A 15029-nucleotide genomic window follows, 5' to 3' on the forward strand; every position below is an offset into this window, starting at 1 on the left:
GAATGAATCGATGAATCATCGTTTGCTACAAACCGCATCGCCGACCGCCGATGCGACCGATTTGCCGTTCAGCGCGATGTCCCACTTGTCGGAAACGCCACCGTCGAAATTCAGTTCGTACAGCGTGCCGTAACCGCGTTCGCAATCCGCCGACGCAATGATGACTTCGTTGTAATCGAAGGTGTTTTCGCGCAGATTGTCGAAGCGCGACAGAATCGACACGGACGGCTTGCCCTTATAGGCGCGCTTACGCGCCGTATCGTTCTTCAGATAAACCTTGTTACCCGAATCCTTGACTGAGGCGATGAACTCCCACGCGTCTTTCTTCTCGGCCAGCGAGATCTGACCTGTCTCGTTGTCCCAGCTCAGGCAGGCCAACGTGCCGATATTGTCAGCGACCGTCGGGCCGAAGCGCACGAACTGATCCTTGCTCACGTACTGACCTTCCATGCCGTTGTAGTACACGAATCCATAACCTTTGCGGCACGATTCGAGCAACACCAGGGCCTGACCGTAGTCGTAAGTGTTGTTGGTCTTATTCTTCTTTTGATAGAGGTACTTGTAGCCGTTGTTCTTCTTGCCATCGACATTGGTTATCGTGCCGCTGCCGCGCTTTCCCTGCCAGACAGACTTCGACGTTTCCGCTGCCGTGATCCAGTCCCCTGCGTCTTCGGCATGCGCCGCGTGCATCATCACCACACCGGCAAGTGTGCCCAGCACTACTTTCACCAACATATAATTTTTCTCCTCGACATCTGACTTGCAAGGCATACCGCTGCCTTCCCCGTGTATCCCGAAGTCGGCTATTCCATCGCCAATCGTTGTTCGCACGACGTCAATGCTCAACTTTTCGGGGTATGAAATCTTTCTTCGGCACCTGAGCCGAAAACTTTAGCGAGGCCGGGCGTCTCGCTTGCCACAATTCTTTAACGATCCCTCGCCAGAATGACGGTCATGCCATGCAAGTGGCATTTTTCAGTGATGAATTTGCACACGTGTGCAAACAAAGCTCGATGCCATCGTCAACCCAGTGAGAGATCGCATGAAACTGTCTATCCGTCTGCGCGCTTTGTCAGCCGCTGTTGCCGCCGCCGTTGGTCTGTTCGTCGTGGCGACGAGCGTGAGCGCGGCCGATCTCGTGATCGCCGGGCGTGACGATATTTACGGCAAGGGCCTCGTCGAAGCCGTCGCTGGCTTCAAGAAGTCGCATCCGTCCGCAGACATCGAGCTGCTGAAGCTGCCGAACGCGAACCTCTATCAGAAGCTGAAACTGTCGATGCGCGAGGGCACGGGCGCCTACGATCTCGTGATGATGGACGACACGTGGTCGCCCGAATTCATGGCCAACGGCTGGCTCAAGCCGCTGCCTGCGACGCTGGTCGACGCCGACATGGTGGCGTCGACCGTGGCGCTCGGCCGCGCGCCGAACGGCAATCTGTACGCGCTGCCGGTGGTCGGCAACGTCGAGATGTTTGCGTATCGTCGCGATCTGCTCGCGAAGCACAAGCTGCAAGCACCGCGCAACTGGGACGACGTGCTGAAGATCGCCCAGACGACCGGCACCGACGCCACCGTGTCCGGCGTGGTGTTTCGCGGCACCAAGGGCAATCCGGTGGTCACGGGGTTTCTTCCGATTCTGTGGGCGTATGGCGGCGACGTGATCGATGCAAACGGTCGCGCCGCCATCGATTCGCCACAGGCGCTCGCGGCATTGAAGATGTTCGTCGCGCTCAAGGCGCATGCGCCGAAGGACGTTGCGGTCTATGGCGCGGCCGAAGTGCGCGATGCCTTGCAAAAGGGCGCGGCGGCGCAAGCCATTGAAGTGTGGCCGGCGTGGGTGCCCGCGCTGGACGATCCGAAGCAGTCGCGCGTGGTGGGCGAGGTCGCCTTGCAGGCGCCACCGGGGCAGGTCAAGGGACCGGCGCCGATGCTCGGTATCTGGCAGATGGCCATTCCGAAGGACGCGCAGCATGCGGCGCTCGCACAGGAATTTCTGGCGTATCTGACGTCGCGCGACACGCAGACGCGTCTGGCCGTCATGGGAATTCCGCCCACGCGCAAGAGCGTGTTCGAAGATCCCACGCTGGTGAAGCAATTCCGCTGGTATCCGGATCAGTTGAAGGCGCTTGAAGCCGGGCGTGCGCGTCCCCGTGTGAAGAACTGGGAGCAGATCGAGAGCTTGCTGGGCGACGCCCTGCAACTCGTGATTACGGGGCAACTCACGCCGGAAGCTGCGCTGCGTCAGGTGTCGCAGAAGATCGCACCGGTGCTGACGACCGCGGCCAACTAACGTCCCGACGATTCCATGCGCGCTGCACGTCGCTGGTGGCCCCTGATCTGGCTGGTGGGGCCTGCCTTTCTCGTTATCGCTGTGCTGGCGCTATATCCGGTGCTGCAAGTGCTGTTCGATTCGTTCTTCCAGGTCGACTACGCGTCGGGGCATCGGGCGTTCACCGGGCTGAAGAACTATCGGACGGTGCTCGCCGACGACAACTTCGCCGCGAGTTTCTTCAACACGGTGCATTTCACAATCGTGGCGTCGGTGTGCGAGGTGGTGCTCGGCGCAGCGCTGGCGCTGCTGTTCTCCCGCGCGTTTCGCGGGCGGCGCTTCGTCATGCCGCTGCTGATCCTGCCGATGATGCTCTCTACGCTGGTGTGCTCGGCCATCTGGCGCAACTGGCTGAATTTCAGCGGGTTCCTGAACGCGCTGCTCGCGAAGTTCGGTCTGCCGGGCGTGCAATGGTTGTCCGATCCGGGACTGGCGATCTGGTCGCTGATCCTTGTGGACGTCTGGCAATGGACGCCCATGGCGTTCCTGATCGTGCTTGCGGGTATTCAGTCCATCGATCCGGCGTTGTTCGAAGCGGCGCGCACCGACGGCGCGAGCGAGTGGCAATGTTTGCGCGACATCACGTTGCCGCTGCTCGTGCCCCAGTTCGTGCTGGCCATGCTGTTGCGCTCGATCGACACGTTCAAGCTGTTCGACAAGGTCTATGCGCTGACCGGCGGTGGCCCCGGCAACGCAACGCAGACACTGTCGACATACGTCTACGACACCGGATTTCGCTTTTTCAGTATGGGCCCCGCGAGTGCGGCGTCGGTGCTGATGTTGCTCGTCGCGTCCGTACTCGTCTCGGTCAATGTCTGGATGTCGATTCGTAAGCCGGGGGCGCGATGAATGCAGGTACGTCGTCCCTCACGTTCCGTCGGTCGGGGCAGAAAGCGTTGCTCTGGACGTTGCGCATCGCTGCGCTGGCGATGTTGCTGTTGCCGTGTGTCTGGATGCTCGGTGCGGCGTTCACGCCGACGCTGGAGCGTCTCGACCATCCGCTGGCGCTGTGGCCGCAGACACCGACCTTGCAGCACTTCCAGACCGTTTGGGAGAGCGGCATCGGGCGTCAGGTGCTCAATTCTCTGCTGGTGAGCTGTGGCACGACATTGCTGTCGCTGACGCTGGCGTTCCCGGCGGCCTACGCGCTAGTGCGCCTGCGCTTTCCGGGGCGGCTCGACGTGGTGTTTCTGATGCTTGTACTGGCGGTCAAGCTGATGCCGCCGATTACCGTCGCGGTGCCGCTGTTTTCGCTGGCGAAGACGTTGCATCTGCTCGACTCGGAAGTCGGGCTGATGCTCGCCTATCAGGTGTACACGCTGCCGCTATCGATCTGGATGCTGCTGTCGTTCGTCCGTGAGATTCCCGTCGATTACGACGAAGCGGCTTGCATCGATGGCGCAGGGCTATTCCGTCGGCTGGTAGACATCATGTTGCCGCTGTGCGCACCGGGATTGGTTGCGACGGCGATCTTCGTGCTGATTGCCGCGTGGAACGAGTTTCTGCTTGCGCTGCTGTTCGTCTCGTCGCCGAGCAAGTTCACGTTGCCGCTCGCGGTGGCGGGCTACGTCACGGAGAACGGCATCGATTGGGGCGATCTGATGAGCGTGGGCATGATCGCGTCGCTGCCGACGTTGGCCGTCGCGGGATACGTGCAGCGTTATTTGCTGCACGGGTTTTCCGGCGGACTCAAGTGATGGGCGAGGTCATCGCGCGCAAGTTCTGCGCACCACGCTCGTGACCGGGACGATGCGCGTTCGCGAGGCGCCCGAGAACGCGTTCATGCGGTCGATGAGCAGTTCGATGGCGGTGTCCGCCAGCGCATGCGTGTTCTGAACGATGGTCGTGAGCTGGTAGCTGTCGTAGTTCGCGGCGGGGATGTCGTCGAAGCCGACGACGCGCACGTCCTCCGGCACGCGCATGCCGAAGTGCAGACGTGCCGTATCGATGAAGCCGAGCGCGAGCAGATCGGACGAGCAGAACACGCCGTCGGGGCACGGGGCTTGCCCTGGCCGGTTCTGCGGCGAGAGCAGGGCGTGTGCAGCCGCGACGCCGCATTCGTAGGTGTCGCCAGGTGTGCTGTGGGTTTCGACCGGGTGAGCGAGCGTCGGGTTTTCCCTGGCGATGTGTTGCGTCGCACGAAGGAAGCCAGCGCAGCGGGCGCGACCGTTGTAACTGGGTTTGGTCGGACCGACGAAGGCGAGGTGCGTCGCGCCGGCGTCGCTCAGGAGCCGGGCCGCGAGTGCGGCGCCTTCGGCGTTGTCGCTCACTGCCACGTCTGCGCCGGGCAGGTTCGACGCGCGGTTGATCATCACCACGGGAATCTCGCCTTCAAGGTACTGGCGGGCGAGTCCGAGCGGAGGAGAGGCCGAGGTCATGATGATGCCGCCGATCCGGTAGCTCAGCAGCATGTCGAGCGACTGCTGAATTTGCACGGGATCTTCCGCGTTCACCACGATGGGGGTGAGTTTGTGACGACCGAGGGCAGCAATGATTTGTGCGAGGAGTTTCGCGCGGAACGGGTTTTCGAAGCCAGCGGTGACAACGCCGACCATGCTGCTGCGCTGCATGATCATCTCGCGGGCGATCAGGTTGACCTGATAGCCGAGCGAGCGTGCGGCTTCCATGACGCGTTCCCGGGTCTCCGGGGCGATGCTGGCGGTCGGCGAGAACGCGCGCGAGACGGCGGAGCGCGACACACCCGCGCGGCGGGCGACATCGGCGGCGGTGACCCAGGACGTTTGTTTCTTCGGCATGGCGTGGCGAGTAAGGGGACGCAAAGCTTGCTTCGCGCAGCGTGCACGACGAAAAGGGCAAGAAGATGACGAACGAACAAGATGCAACGGTAGCACGTGTCGCGAAGGCCGCCTGGATGACGGATCTGCCGGACGACATCCCACTCAACTGCCTGACGTTGCCCGGCAGTCACGACACGTGTGCCTACACCGTGGACGACGCGCTCGCCCGGACGCAGCGTGCGAGTCTGGCTGTTCAACTGGCGCATGGCGTGCGGGTACTCGATATTCGCTGTCGTCACGAGGACGATGTCTTTCACATCAATCATCAGCGCATTGCGTTGGGGCTGATGTTCGACGACGTCATCGCGACGTGTGCGGCGTTTTTCGTGCGCCATCCGGGCGAGTGCATCGTGATGTCGGTGAAGGACGAGTGTGGCGACCGGCACTGCTCGCAGAGCTTCGCGCGGACCTTTGCGTCGTACGTCCAGCGCTATGCGGCGCATGTCCGCTGGTATCTGGGTGACACGATTCCTCGTCTGGGAGATGTGCGCGGGGCGATTGTGTTGTGGCGGCGTTTTGCTTATGCGCCGACGGCGATTGCCCCGATGGGGATCGATCTCGCGGCGTGGCCGGACAACGCCACGTTCGATATTGAGCGCGCCGGTGCGTCGTTCACGATTCAGGATGAGTACCGTGTGCCGGTGGAAGCGTCCATCGATTTCAAGTGGCGGCGGATCGATGCACTGCTCGCTCGCAGCGATGCGCTTGCTGCTGAGCGCTGGGTGGTCAACTTTTGCAGTGGCACCGGCATGGGCGCGAATCCGCATCGTGTGGCATGTGGTGGTGTCAGGCCCGATCAACGCGGCATCAACGACATGCTGAGCGCGCGGCTGACCGCGTTCGAGGGGCCGTGCGGCACGATGATGGTCGACTTTTGCGAGCACGCGGATTGGGCGCTGGTGCGCGAGCTGGTGGCGCGAAATGCGCGCTGGCGGCGCGGCTCGTCCGATGCCGACGATGCTCCGCGTTCAATGGAGACGTGATGCGCCGTCACGCACGCTTGTGTTTCGTTTCATCCCCCGAGCGGCGGTTGTCGTCGCTTTTCATCAGGATTTCGTTCCATGCATCCCATGCTTAATGTCGCGATCCATGCCGCCCTCGGCGCGGCACAGATCATCCATCGCGCTTCGGGCGATCTCAGTCGGCTGACCGTCAGCAAGAAGCAGCACAACGATTTCGTGACGGAGGTGGACAAGGCGTCGGAGGCGTCGATTATCGAGATGCTGCGGCGGGCCTATCCGGATCACGCGATTCTGGCGGAAGAGTCGGGACGGGAGGCTGGCGGTTCCGATTTCGAATGGATCATCGACCCGCTGGACGGGACGACGAACTTCATCCACGGCTTTCCCTATTACTGCGTGTCGATTGCGCTGGCGTATCGGGGCGAGGTGGTTCAGGCGGTGGTCTACGACCCGAACGCGAACGAGCTGTTCACGGCGACGCGTGGTGGCGGGGCGTTTCTGAACGAGCGTCCGATTCGGGTGGGCGCGCGGGCGCAACTGGCCGATGGGCTGATTGGCACTGGCTTCCCATTCCGGGAGACGGACGATGTAGAGACCTACACGCGCTTGTTCATCGAGATGAGCGGTGCATGTGCTGGGTTGCGACGCCCGGGGGCATGCGCGCTGGATCTTGCGAACGTCGCCGCCGGACGGCTCGACGGTTTCTTCGAGCAGGGCGTGAACGCATGGGACATGGCCGCCGGGAGTCTGCTGATCACCGAGGCCGGTGGCCGGGTGGGCGATTACGCGGGCGGCGGCGATTACTTGCGCCTTGGCGAAATCGTCGCTGGCAACCCGGCGGTGTATGCGCAGATGGTGCCGAAGCTGGCGGGGTATAGCCGAACGGTGCAGTGATTGATGGCGAACCGTCACCGTCGGGACCGTGGGCGACGAAATAGCTTTGGATCGTAGTGGGTCTGAACAGCATCGAAGCGTTGTGACGGCTTCTGAAAGGGACGCTTCGGTCGTTCGGATTCTCCTGAAAGCTCCGAGACCGGTGTCGCTGCAATGATGGGTATGGATCGTCACCAAGTGCATCTGTTGACGCACGTTAATTAATGCCCATACAATAAATCAATGCAAATCGAGTTTGATCCGGTGAAAGACGAAGCCAACCGGAGAAAGCATGGACTGTCGCTGGCTTTTGCAGAGTGGTTCGACTTTGAGTGCGCGATGCTGCAGGCGGACATTCGCCACGAGTACAACGACAAGCGTTTCGTAGCGACCGGCCCGATCGACGAACGTATTCACGTGATGGTGTTCACCGTCAGAAGCGGGGTGATTCGCGTGATAAGCCTCCGCAAAGCCAACAGACGTGAGGTAAGAGTGTATGACGAAGCGTAAGCGTCACCCGATGACCGACGCCGAAGATGCCGCTATCACCAGGGCAGCGAAAGCGGATCCGGATAACCCCCCTTTAACAGAAGCGCAATTGCGCAATATGCGACCCGCGCGCGAGGTGCTCTCCGAAGCGTTGGGGCCAGCCGAGGCCGCCGCGATTCTCAAGCGCCGTGGTCGTCCCGTACTCCCGGAGAATCAGCGAAAAGTCACGCTGAACATGCGAGCGGACCGTGAGGTCATTGACGCTTTCAAGGCCACTGGGACCGGTTGGCAAACGCGAATTAACGAAGTGTTGCGAGCCTATGCCGAGTCACATCACATGATTTCCGCATGCTGACTCCAGCTCCGCGTCATCTCTTTTAAGCGAGCCGTCACCATGTCATTCATTTCTGTTGCCGTTGCGGCATTGCGGTCGTCGCCGAAGCCGTTTGTCGGCAGCTTCTTGACGCGGGGTGTTCAGTTTAGCGCCAGTGCCATCATAGGCGTGCTGGGTTGTGCACATCCCGTCCAGGCGGCGACGTCCAGCGAGCGGGCGCGTCTTGAGGCCCCTGTTAAGGCGGTTGCCGATCAACGCATTGCCGTCGACACGCCGCACGGCAGCGCTGTGCTGCCTGTCTTTGCTGACCATCCGCTGAATCAGCCTGCGCCTGACGTCACGCGTGTGTTCATCGTCATTCACGGCACACTGCGCAATGCCGATGTGTACTACGCCTCGGGGCTGCAGGTTGTCGAGAAGGCTGACGAGGACCGCAAGAGTACGATGGTCGTAGCACCCCAGTTTCTGACGCCCGCCGATACGCGGGCGTTTTCGTTGTCACCATCGACGCTGGCGTGGTCGCAGGAAGGATGGAAGGGCGGGGAGCCTGCACGTAAGCCGGGGCCGATCAGCTCGTTCGAGGCGCTCGACGCGTTGCTCGCACATTTCGCCAATCGCAGTTTGTATCCGTCGTTGTCGACGGTCGTCATGATGGGGCACTCGGCCGGCGCGCAGTTGTTGCAACGTTACGCCGTGACGGGGCGCGAAGGCGATGCACTCGCGCGTGCGGGCATTGCGGTGCGTTACGTGGTTGCGAATCCGTCGAGCTATTTGTATTTCGACGACGAGCGGCCGAATGCGCAGGCCATCGCGGACGGCACGTGTCCGCGTGCGACGCAATGGAAGTACGGCCTGAAGTCCGCACCGCCCTACGTGGCCTCGCAGGATGCACGTGACCTCGAAGCGCATTACGTCGCGCGCGATGTCGTGTACCTGCTCGGGCAGGCCGACACGAATCCGTACACGCACTTCATCGATCGGTCATGTGGGGGAATGGCGCAGGGGCCGTACCGGCTCGCGCGTGGGCTGGCGTATTTCGACTACCTGAAAAAGCGCCATCCGGACGGTCTCGCACAGCAGGTCGTAGAAGTCCCGGGCATCGGACATGACGGACTCGGCATGTTCACATCCGCGTGCGGACTCGCCGTACTGTTCGGGCGGGCGTTGCCTCCATCGTGTCCGGTGATCGCGGGCACCGCGCTGAAGGCTCGATGAATTGAATGCCATTCGGTTGGGGAGATATGCGTGGTACCCCCCAACCGAAGCTCACATCACGTCGACACCGTCTCGAGTTGAGATCCCCTGGTTTCTACGCCGAAGCACCAGACACATGCCGCAGCGATGCCGAAGCAGGTCGCCGAAAAGAGAAACACCGCATCGCTCGTCGACCAGGTAACGATGGCGCCCACGAATGTCGGTCCAAGCAAAGCACCGATTCGACCGCAGAGCGATGCATATCCACAACCGGTGGCGCGCGCTCTGGAGGGAAACAGCTCCGGCGTGTAAGCATACAAAACGGCCCACATGCCAAAAGAGAAAAACTGCATGCACGCCCCGGCCGCATAAATTGCCCATTCGGCAGCGGCAATCTGCAACAGTTGCCCGAAGACGTATGTCGCGATTGCACCGCCCACGAGGGTGGCGACGCACGTCAACTTTCGTCCGATCCGCTCCACCGCCCAGGCTGCGGCGAGGAACCCGGGAATGCCACCCAGCGATATGTAGACCGTAAACAACACGGACTTCGTTACCGCGATGCCAGCGGCTTGTTGCAGCGCGCCCAGCCATGTGTTCAACCCATAAAATCCCAGTAGCGCGAAGAACCATAATCCCCCGACCACAAGGGTGCGCACCCGATAGTTTGCCGACCAGATGACGCGTAGGCCGCGCCCGCCTGCGACGGGTTCTACCGGCGTAGGTGAAATCGACGGCAAAGTGTCCAAACCGAGCCTGCGCATCACAGAGCGCTCAATGTTGGCTACGACTTCGTCGGCTTCGGCATATCGCCCCTGAGATTCGAGCCAGCGTGCCGACTCGGGCACATATCGACGAACCGCGAAGAGAAACAGGGCTGGTGCGGCTTCCAGGGCGAACAGGACACGCCAGCTGTGTTGGGCGAGTATCGCGTAGGAAAGGAGGCCTGCGCAGATGAATGCGAGCGGCCAGTTTCCATCCATCAGCGCGAGGTATTTACCGCGCTTTTTGGTCGGAATGAATTCGGACAACAGGGTCTGTGCAAGGGGCAACTCCATCCCCATGCCAATGCCAAGCAAGACCCGGCAAGCGCCGAGCGCTACCGGTCCCGGTGCCAGCGCGCACAGCGCACTTCCGGCACCCCAGACCAGCATGCTGATCTGAAACACCGGCTTTCGTCCGAAGCGGTCAGCGGCAACACCCGAGCAGATGGCGCCGATAGCCATGCCAACGAAGCTCGCGCTACCGATCATGCCTGCCTGCACGTTTGTGAGTGCGAAGTCGGCTTTGATCGAGCCGAGCAGGAACGCCATGGTTGCGAGATCAATGTTGTCGAAGAAAAATGCCAGCGATATCACCAGAAATAACCATCGGTGATATCCACACACTGGCAATCGTTCCAAACGTTGTGCTGCCGAAACTCTGCTCACTTCAATCGATTGCATTTGCATACGACTCTCTCCATTTGCGCGTCTCGTTGAATTCGTCAGCACCGAATTTCGATGCTGGCGGTATCAATGTCGTGCGCCAAAACTCGGGCGGCGCGCTGGAAAATGTCGTGAGCAATCGAAGTTACGCCAATGTGAGTTGTGATACTCCTTTCAAATTTCAGCCGGGCGTGGCTGGTGTTCGTTCGGCTCGTGTGGGAAGACTATTGACTGCGACCGAAACGATGAGGATCGAAGGCTTCCTCGGGTAAGCCGGATACGCACGCACCTCGCTCGAACGCATAGCGAAGATACGGTGCTTTCGGTTGACCGGGCGGTGAGTGCTGGCCGTCGGCCAGAATGCGCTTTTTCGCGCTGAGGCTCTCGATGCGGCAACGGATGGCCATTATCTGATTCGCGGCGGCAGGCTCTATCGCGGTGTAGTCGTTTTCCGGGCGGAACTTCGCCAGCGCTTCATTCTGGTGCGCGATCACGTGATGCGTGTCGAGACTGGTCATCGCCCGACACCGCGCGATAACGCTGTAGTACTCAAGGCTGGTGTTTTGGCCTTTGGGGGCTTTCAGCAGAGCCACGGGACGATCGATAGCGATGACTACGTGAGGATCTTGTTGAATGAGCCTGGAGAATGTCCCGAATCGCGAGCAGTGGATCAGAAACGCGTCACCCGTGAAAGTGAAACTCTGTGGCACCACGTAAGGAAACGGGGTGTCGTTGACTGCCGCACGGCAAATCAGTTCGTCTTGCAAGAAGGCTTCGATGGCGGGCCAGTCGCTCCACGCGAGATCGGTCCGTCGCATTTCAGTGTCGAGGTAATCAGGTGTCATGGCTGAGGTCTCCTTCAGTGATAGGAAGTAGCTGCTCACGGCCGGGTCCAAGGCCGATGCCGACGATGCGGCATGCGGTGAACGCTTGAATTGTCTGGAGCAGTGTCTGCAAGGGGCGCGGAAGCTCATCGAAAGCGCTTGGCGTTGGAGGCAGTGTGTCGAAAGCAGGAAAGTGCCGGAGCTCGGGCGCTGGTGTGCCGTCACTGGCAGCATTCACGAGTACGGGGATCTGGCCGTCGCGTGTCTTCGAGAAAAGGGATAGGCAGTCACATTTGTTCAGATAGAGCTCGTCCACGCCATGTCGCTTCACGACGTCCGCCAACTGGGCAAGATCCAGCCGTCCAAGGCGACGCGGGCGTCCGCTGCCAGTGCCGTACTCGCGCGTCAGAATGCGAAGCGCGGTGCCGACGGAAAAATCGTCGTCTGAACTGAGCAGGGCGTCGGCGTCGAACCGATCCATTTCCTCTCGCCAGCCGATGCCCCGTAGCGCGGCGTCGGCGCAGTATCGGGCGGACCGTGCGCCCCCGAACTCCGAGCGAAACGGACCCGAGCCGACGCGAGAAGCGATCGCTTTCGCGACGCCGATCGTCTTGCGGTGATACTTGCAGGGAAGGTCGCCCCCGACAAAAGCAAACGAGGGCGACGTGTGACTGGACGTGACGTAGGGTTGCGCTCCTGCAGTGACATCGAGCATGACTGACTGCGCCCCCTCGAAAAGCACTCTCGCGCCGTTCATGACCTTGCGAGTGATCCACTGGGAGTCCACCACAGTGATCGTGTCTCGCAAGCGCTGCCAGGCTTTGCGCATGGTGGCGATTGTCAATGCCCTGGCCGTCTCGTCTTCCGGGGCGTTTCCGCTCAGGGACGCATACTGCGCCATCTGCGTGAACGTCCAGGCTTCATCCGCAACCAGATCGCGAAGCTGAAGCGCAGTTCGTACACCACGATGCGAACGAAGGGCCAGACCTGCGTAACACGGCCCGACGCCGTTGCCGGTCGTACCGATGTCCGCGCCGTTCCCCGCATCGAATTCCAGATGAGCGGGTTGAATCAGCGCGCATTCCTCGCTGACAAACAGACGGTCATGGAGCCCGACGCCGATGTTGGCCAGCGTATCGATCTCATCCGACAGCTTAGTCAGATTGACCACGCATCCCGATCCGATGTAAAGCAACGTCTTCGGATGAAACACGCCGGAAGGCACTTGGGCAAGTCGGGCACGGCCCTGTGGTGAATCCACTGTATGACCAGCATTTGCACCGCCATTAAAGCGAGCGAGGATGTCGTAATCGCTGGCAAGTTTGTCGACGATTTTTGCTTTTCCCTCGTCACCATATTGCAGTCCGACGAGTACGTCGGCGTAACCGGTGGTGGGGTTCATGGGGCGAGCACGAACGTGGCCTCGATTTCCACGGGCGCGTTGAACGGAAGGCTTGCGACGCCGATGGCGATCCGTGCATGCTCACCGGCCTCGCCGAAGAGTTGTGTCAGCAGCTCCGATGCTGCGTTCACGATTGAAGGTGCGTCTGCAAATCCTTCCGACGTCGCAACAAAGCCGCCAACGCGCAGCACATGCTTCACGCGATCCAATTGCCCGTCCGTGGCAACGTGGACCCATCCGAGTACGTTCATGACGCAAAGTCTCGCGGCGTTGCGTGCGTCATCGGTGGACACGTCGGCGGGCACCTTGCCGGTCCAGACAGGTGCGCCATCGCGCACCGGTAATTGTCCCGATACGATCAGTGTGTTTTCGTGCAGCTTGAAAGGTTTGAAGGGCGCGGATGTCACCGAGAGTTGCGGTAGGGTGAGTCCCGCTTCGGCGATGCGTTTGTAGATGCTCATTTGATCTCCAGAAAGGTGCCGCCGCTGCGGCTGTCCATTAATTCTGGAGGATTCAAAAAGGAGAAAATGTGGCGGTGGTGCAGACGTGTGTCGCGATTACGCCAATTCGCATCAGGAGCCGCCGGTTTTGAAAAACTCGGTCGGTGTGCATCCGAGCGCTTTACGGAACATCGCGCTGAACGCGCTTGTGCTGTCATAGCCGAGCGACGATGCAATGTCCGTCACCGAGCGTTGTGCACTGAGCATCTGAACCGCGGCGAGCAGTCGGGCTTGCTGTCGCCATCGTGTGAATGTCATGCCGGTTTGCTCCGGAAACAAGCGAATGATCGTGCGCTCGCTTGCGCCGACCACTTGGCTCCATGCGGCGACGGACGTTTCTTCGGCAGGGTTCGACAGAATCCACCGGCAGATACGGGCAATACGTTCGTCCGATGGCATCGGAAGGTGCAGAGGCTCGATGCGCAACGGTCTGATCTCGTGATACAGCAGCTTCACAACGGCTGCGTCTCTTCCCTCCATATCGTAGTCGACTGGAATTCTTGTGACGGCTTCGATGAGTTCGCGTAGCAGCGGCGAAACCGATATCACACAACAATCGCTGGCGCGAAGCGGTACGTGATCGGCGTCGAAATACAGCGTACGCATCTCGATAGGGCCCACGGCCTGCATGCAGTGCCTCACTTTCGGCGGAACCCAGACCGCGCGCAGTGGAGGGACGACCCAGTTGCCTTGTGCGGTGGTCACGATGATGGAGCCCGAACATGCATAGATCAATTGACCTCGGACATGCTCGTGATGGTCGATGAAGTACCGATCGGGCAGGTCGCGCGCCATGCCCCCCACAGGGCGTTTGATGAGCTGGTAGTCCTCTCGATTTTCACTCTTCCCGAACATGGCGTGACCTCGGCATAGATTGACACTTACTCGCGTGCAGCTGTGGCGCATCCGTCTTAGATTCGCTTTTCGCGCCGGAGAAACGCGGCGGAAGATCAACTTCAATTTCGAATAGTGAGGCTAGCATGACGGTTTACCGTTCATTTGATCAAGAGGCGCTGGATCGTCAATACAACGTTCGCGCAGGCATTCCCGATCATCTCGAAATCTTCTCTCGATGGGCCGGCACCAGTGAAGCATTTCGCCGAGCAAATGCGGTCCGTGAGGATGTGGCGTACGGACCCGACGAGAAGCAGACCTACGACTTGTTCCCTGCCCAACGTACGGGTAGACCCACCCTGGTGTTCATTCATGGCGGCTACTGGCAATCGCTGGATAAGTCGGATTTCAGCGCGCTCGCCGGTCTCTATCAGGCCAACGACATCAACTTCGTGGTCGTGAACTACCGTCTGGCGCCCGCCGTTCGTATGGGGGATATCGTTGAGGACAATCGACAGGCTGTGTTGCACCTGTATAGAAATGCGGCGGACCTTGGGGTCGATGGTGACGCGATCTTTGTATGCGGCAGCTCGGCCGGTGGTCATCTGACGGCGGCATTGGCCGGCACCGACTGGACGTCTTACGATGCGCCGCTCGATTTGATCAAGGGGGCGTGTGCCATTAGCGGACTCTACGATCTCGAGCCGATTCGCCTGTGCTATCTGAACAAGGCGGTGCAACTCGACGAACGCGAAGTCGCCGACTTCAGCCCGATCCGACATCTTCCGCGTGTGCCGTTGCCTTACATTCTCAGCGTGGGCGGAGACGAGTCAGACGAGTTTCATCGGTTGCAAGCGCAGTTTCAGACGCTTCTGGACGATCATGGGCTGGATGTTCAGATCGTGCGTCAGCGTGACGGTCACCACTTCGATGCAGTGGATCGTGTGGGCATCGAAGGGAACGACCTGTCGAACGCGATACTCGCGATGATCAAGCATCGATAATCGATGGTGTGGCGATTATGATGCCTCTGATATTGGATAGAGGCATCGCCTGCACCGAA

Annotated in this window: 16 protein-coding genes; 9 read left to right on the forward strand and 7 right to left on the reverse strand. The window is 60.5% G+C overall.

Features of this window, described 5'->3' with window-relative positions; all coding sequences use genetic code 11:
- Positions 1 to 15: 15 nt before the first annotated feature.
- Entirely contained in the window at positions 16 to 735 is a 720-nt protein-coding gene (locus NTU39_RS09285) for a hypothetical protein (RefSeq protein ID WP_150664692.1), read from the reverse strand.
- Positions 736 to 1042: 307 nt separating this feature from the next.
- Between NTU39_RS09285 and NTU39_RS09290 the strand changes: the two genes are divergently transcribed.
- Genes NTU39_RS09290 through NTU39_RS09300 form a run of 3 tightly spaced genes read left to right on the forward strand, consistent with a single transcriptional unit; the run spans position 1043 to position 4026 of the window.
- Complete coding sequence (locus NTU39_RS09290; RefSeq protein ID WP_257959715.1) at positions 1043 to 2290, forward strand: ABC transporter substrate-binding protein; 1248 nt, start codon at positions 1043 to 1045, stop codon at positions 2288 to 2290.
- Between the two features lie 15 nt (positions 2291 to 2305).
- Positions 2306 to 3178 carry a carbohydrate ABC transporter permease gene (locus NTU39_RS09295; RefSeq protein ID WP_257959716.1) on the forward strand — a complete coding sequence of 291 codons (873 nt, stop codon included), beginning with the start codon at positions 2306 to 2308 and terminating at the stop codon, positions 3176 to 3178.
- Positions 3175 to 4026: a carbohydrate ABC transporter permease gene (locus NTU39_RS09300; RefSeq protein ID WP_150664695.1), complete on the forward strand. Its 852-nt coding sequence runs from the start codon at positions 3175 to 3177 to the stop codon at positions 4024 to 4026. The genes NTU39_RS09295 and NTU39_RS09300 overlap by 4 nt, the downstream gene beginning before the upstream one ends.
- A gap of 9 nt (positions 4027 to 4035) precedes the next feature.
- Here NTU39_RS09300 and NTU39_RS09305 read toward each other — a convergent pair whose 3' ends face one another.
- A complete protein-coding gene (locus NTU39_RS09305) occupies positions 4036 to 5085 on the reverse strand; it encodes a LacI family DNA-binding transcriptional regulator (RefSeq protein ID WP_257959717.1) in 1050 nt (349 codons plus the stop codon).
- A gap of 65 nt (positions 5086 to 5150) precedes the next feature.
- Here NTU39_RS09305 and NTU39_RS09310 point away from each other — a divergent pair, with 65 nt between their 5' ends.
- From NTU39_RS09310 to NTU39_RS09330, 5 genes are all read left to right on the forward strand, one after another.
- Complete coding sequence (locus NTU39_RS09310) at positions 5151 to 6110, forward strand: phosphatidylinositol-specific phospholipase C (protein WP_257959718.1); 960 nt, start codon at positions 5151 to 5153, stop codon at positions 6108 to 6110.
- Between the two features lie 78 nt (positions 6111 to 6188).
- On the forward strand, positions 6189 to 6983 hold the full coding sequence (locus NTU39_RS09315; RefSeq protein ID WP_257959719.1) for an inositol monophosphatase family protein: 795 nt from the start codon (positions 6189 to 6191) through the stop codon (positions 6981 to 6983).
- A gap of 222 nt (positions 6984 to 7205) precedes the next feature.
- Positions 7206 to 7472 (forward strand): BrnT family toxin, encoded by a 267-nt coding sequence (locus tag NTU39_RS09320; protein ID WP_257959720.1) that lies wholly within the window; start codon positions 7206 to 7208, stop codon positions 7470 to 7472.
- Positions 7459 to 7806: a BrnA antitoxin family protein gene (locus NTU39_RS09325; RefSeq protein WP_257959721.1), complete on the forward strand. Its 348-nt coding sequence runs from the start codon at positions 7459 to 7461 to the stop codon at positions 7804 to 7806. Before NTU39_RS09320 ends, NTU39_RS09325 begins: the two co-directional genes overlap by 14 nt.
- Before the next feature lie 39 nt (positions 7807 to 7845).
- Complete coding sequence (locus NTU39_RS09330; RefSeq protein WP_257959722.1) at positions 7846 to 9000, forward strand: alpha/beta hydrolase; 1155 nt, start codon at positions 7846 to 7848, stop codon at positions 8998 to 9000.
- Positions 9001 to 9056: 56 nt separating this feature from the next.
- Here the strand turns inward: NTU39_RS09330 and NTU39_RS09335 are convergent, their stop codons facing one another.
- The 5 genes from NTU39_RS09335 to NTU39_RS09355 all read right to left on the reverse strand — a co-directional run bounded on the left by NTU39_RS09335 (position 9057) and on the right by NTU39_RS09355 (position 13987).
- On the reverse strand, positions 9057 to 10430 hold the full coding sequence (locus tag NTU39_RS09335; RefSeq protein ID WP_257959723.1) for an MFS transporter: 1374 nt from the start codon (positions 10428 to 10430) through the stop codon (positions 9057 to 9059).
- Between the two features lie 200 nt (positions 10431 to 10630).
- Entirely contained in the window at positions 10631 to 11251 is a 621-nt protein-coding gene (locus tag NTU39_RS09340) for a pyridoxamine 5'-phosphate oxidase family protein (RefSeq protein WP_174984709.1), read from the reverse strand.
- On the reverse strand, positions 11241 to 12632 hold the full coding sequence (locus NTU39_RS09345) for an adenylosuccinate synthetase (protein ID WP_257959724.1): 1392 nt from the start codon (positions 12630 to 12632) through the stop codon (positions 11241 to 11243). Before NTU39_RS09345 ends, NTU39_RS09340 begins: the two co-directional genes overlap by 11 nt.
- Positions 12629 to 13093 (reverse strand): RidA family protein, encoded by a 465-nt coding sequence (locus NTU39_RS09350; RefSeq protein WP_150664702.1) that lies wholly within the window; start codon positions 13091 to 13093, stop codon positions 12629 to 12631. Before NTU39_RS09350 ends, NTU39_RS09345 begins: the two co-directional genes overlap by 4 nt.
- Positions 13094 to 13204: 111 nt before the next feature.
- Entirely contained in the window at positions 13205 to 13987 is a 783-nt protein-coding gene (locus tag NTU39_RS09355) for an AraC family transcriptional regulator (protein WP_150664982.1), read from the reverse strand.
- A gap of 125 nt (positions 13988 to 14112) precedes the next feature.
- On the opposite strand from NTU39_RS09355, the gene NTU39_RS09360 reads away from it, so the two are divergent.
- Positions 14113 to 14970 (forward strand): alpha/beta hydrolase, encoded by an 858-nt coding sequence (locus tag NTU39_RS09360; protein WP_150664703.1) that lies wholly within the window; start codon positions 14113 to 14115, stop codon positions 14968 to 14970.
- Positions 14971 to 15029 lie beyond the last annotated feature (59 nt).

Source organism: Pandoraea commovens (assembly GCF_024704525.1).
Taxonomy (GTDB): Bacteria; Pseudomonadota; Gammaproteobacteria; order Burkholderiales; family Burkholderiaceae; genus Pandoraea; species Pandoraea commovens.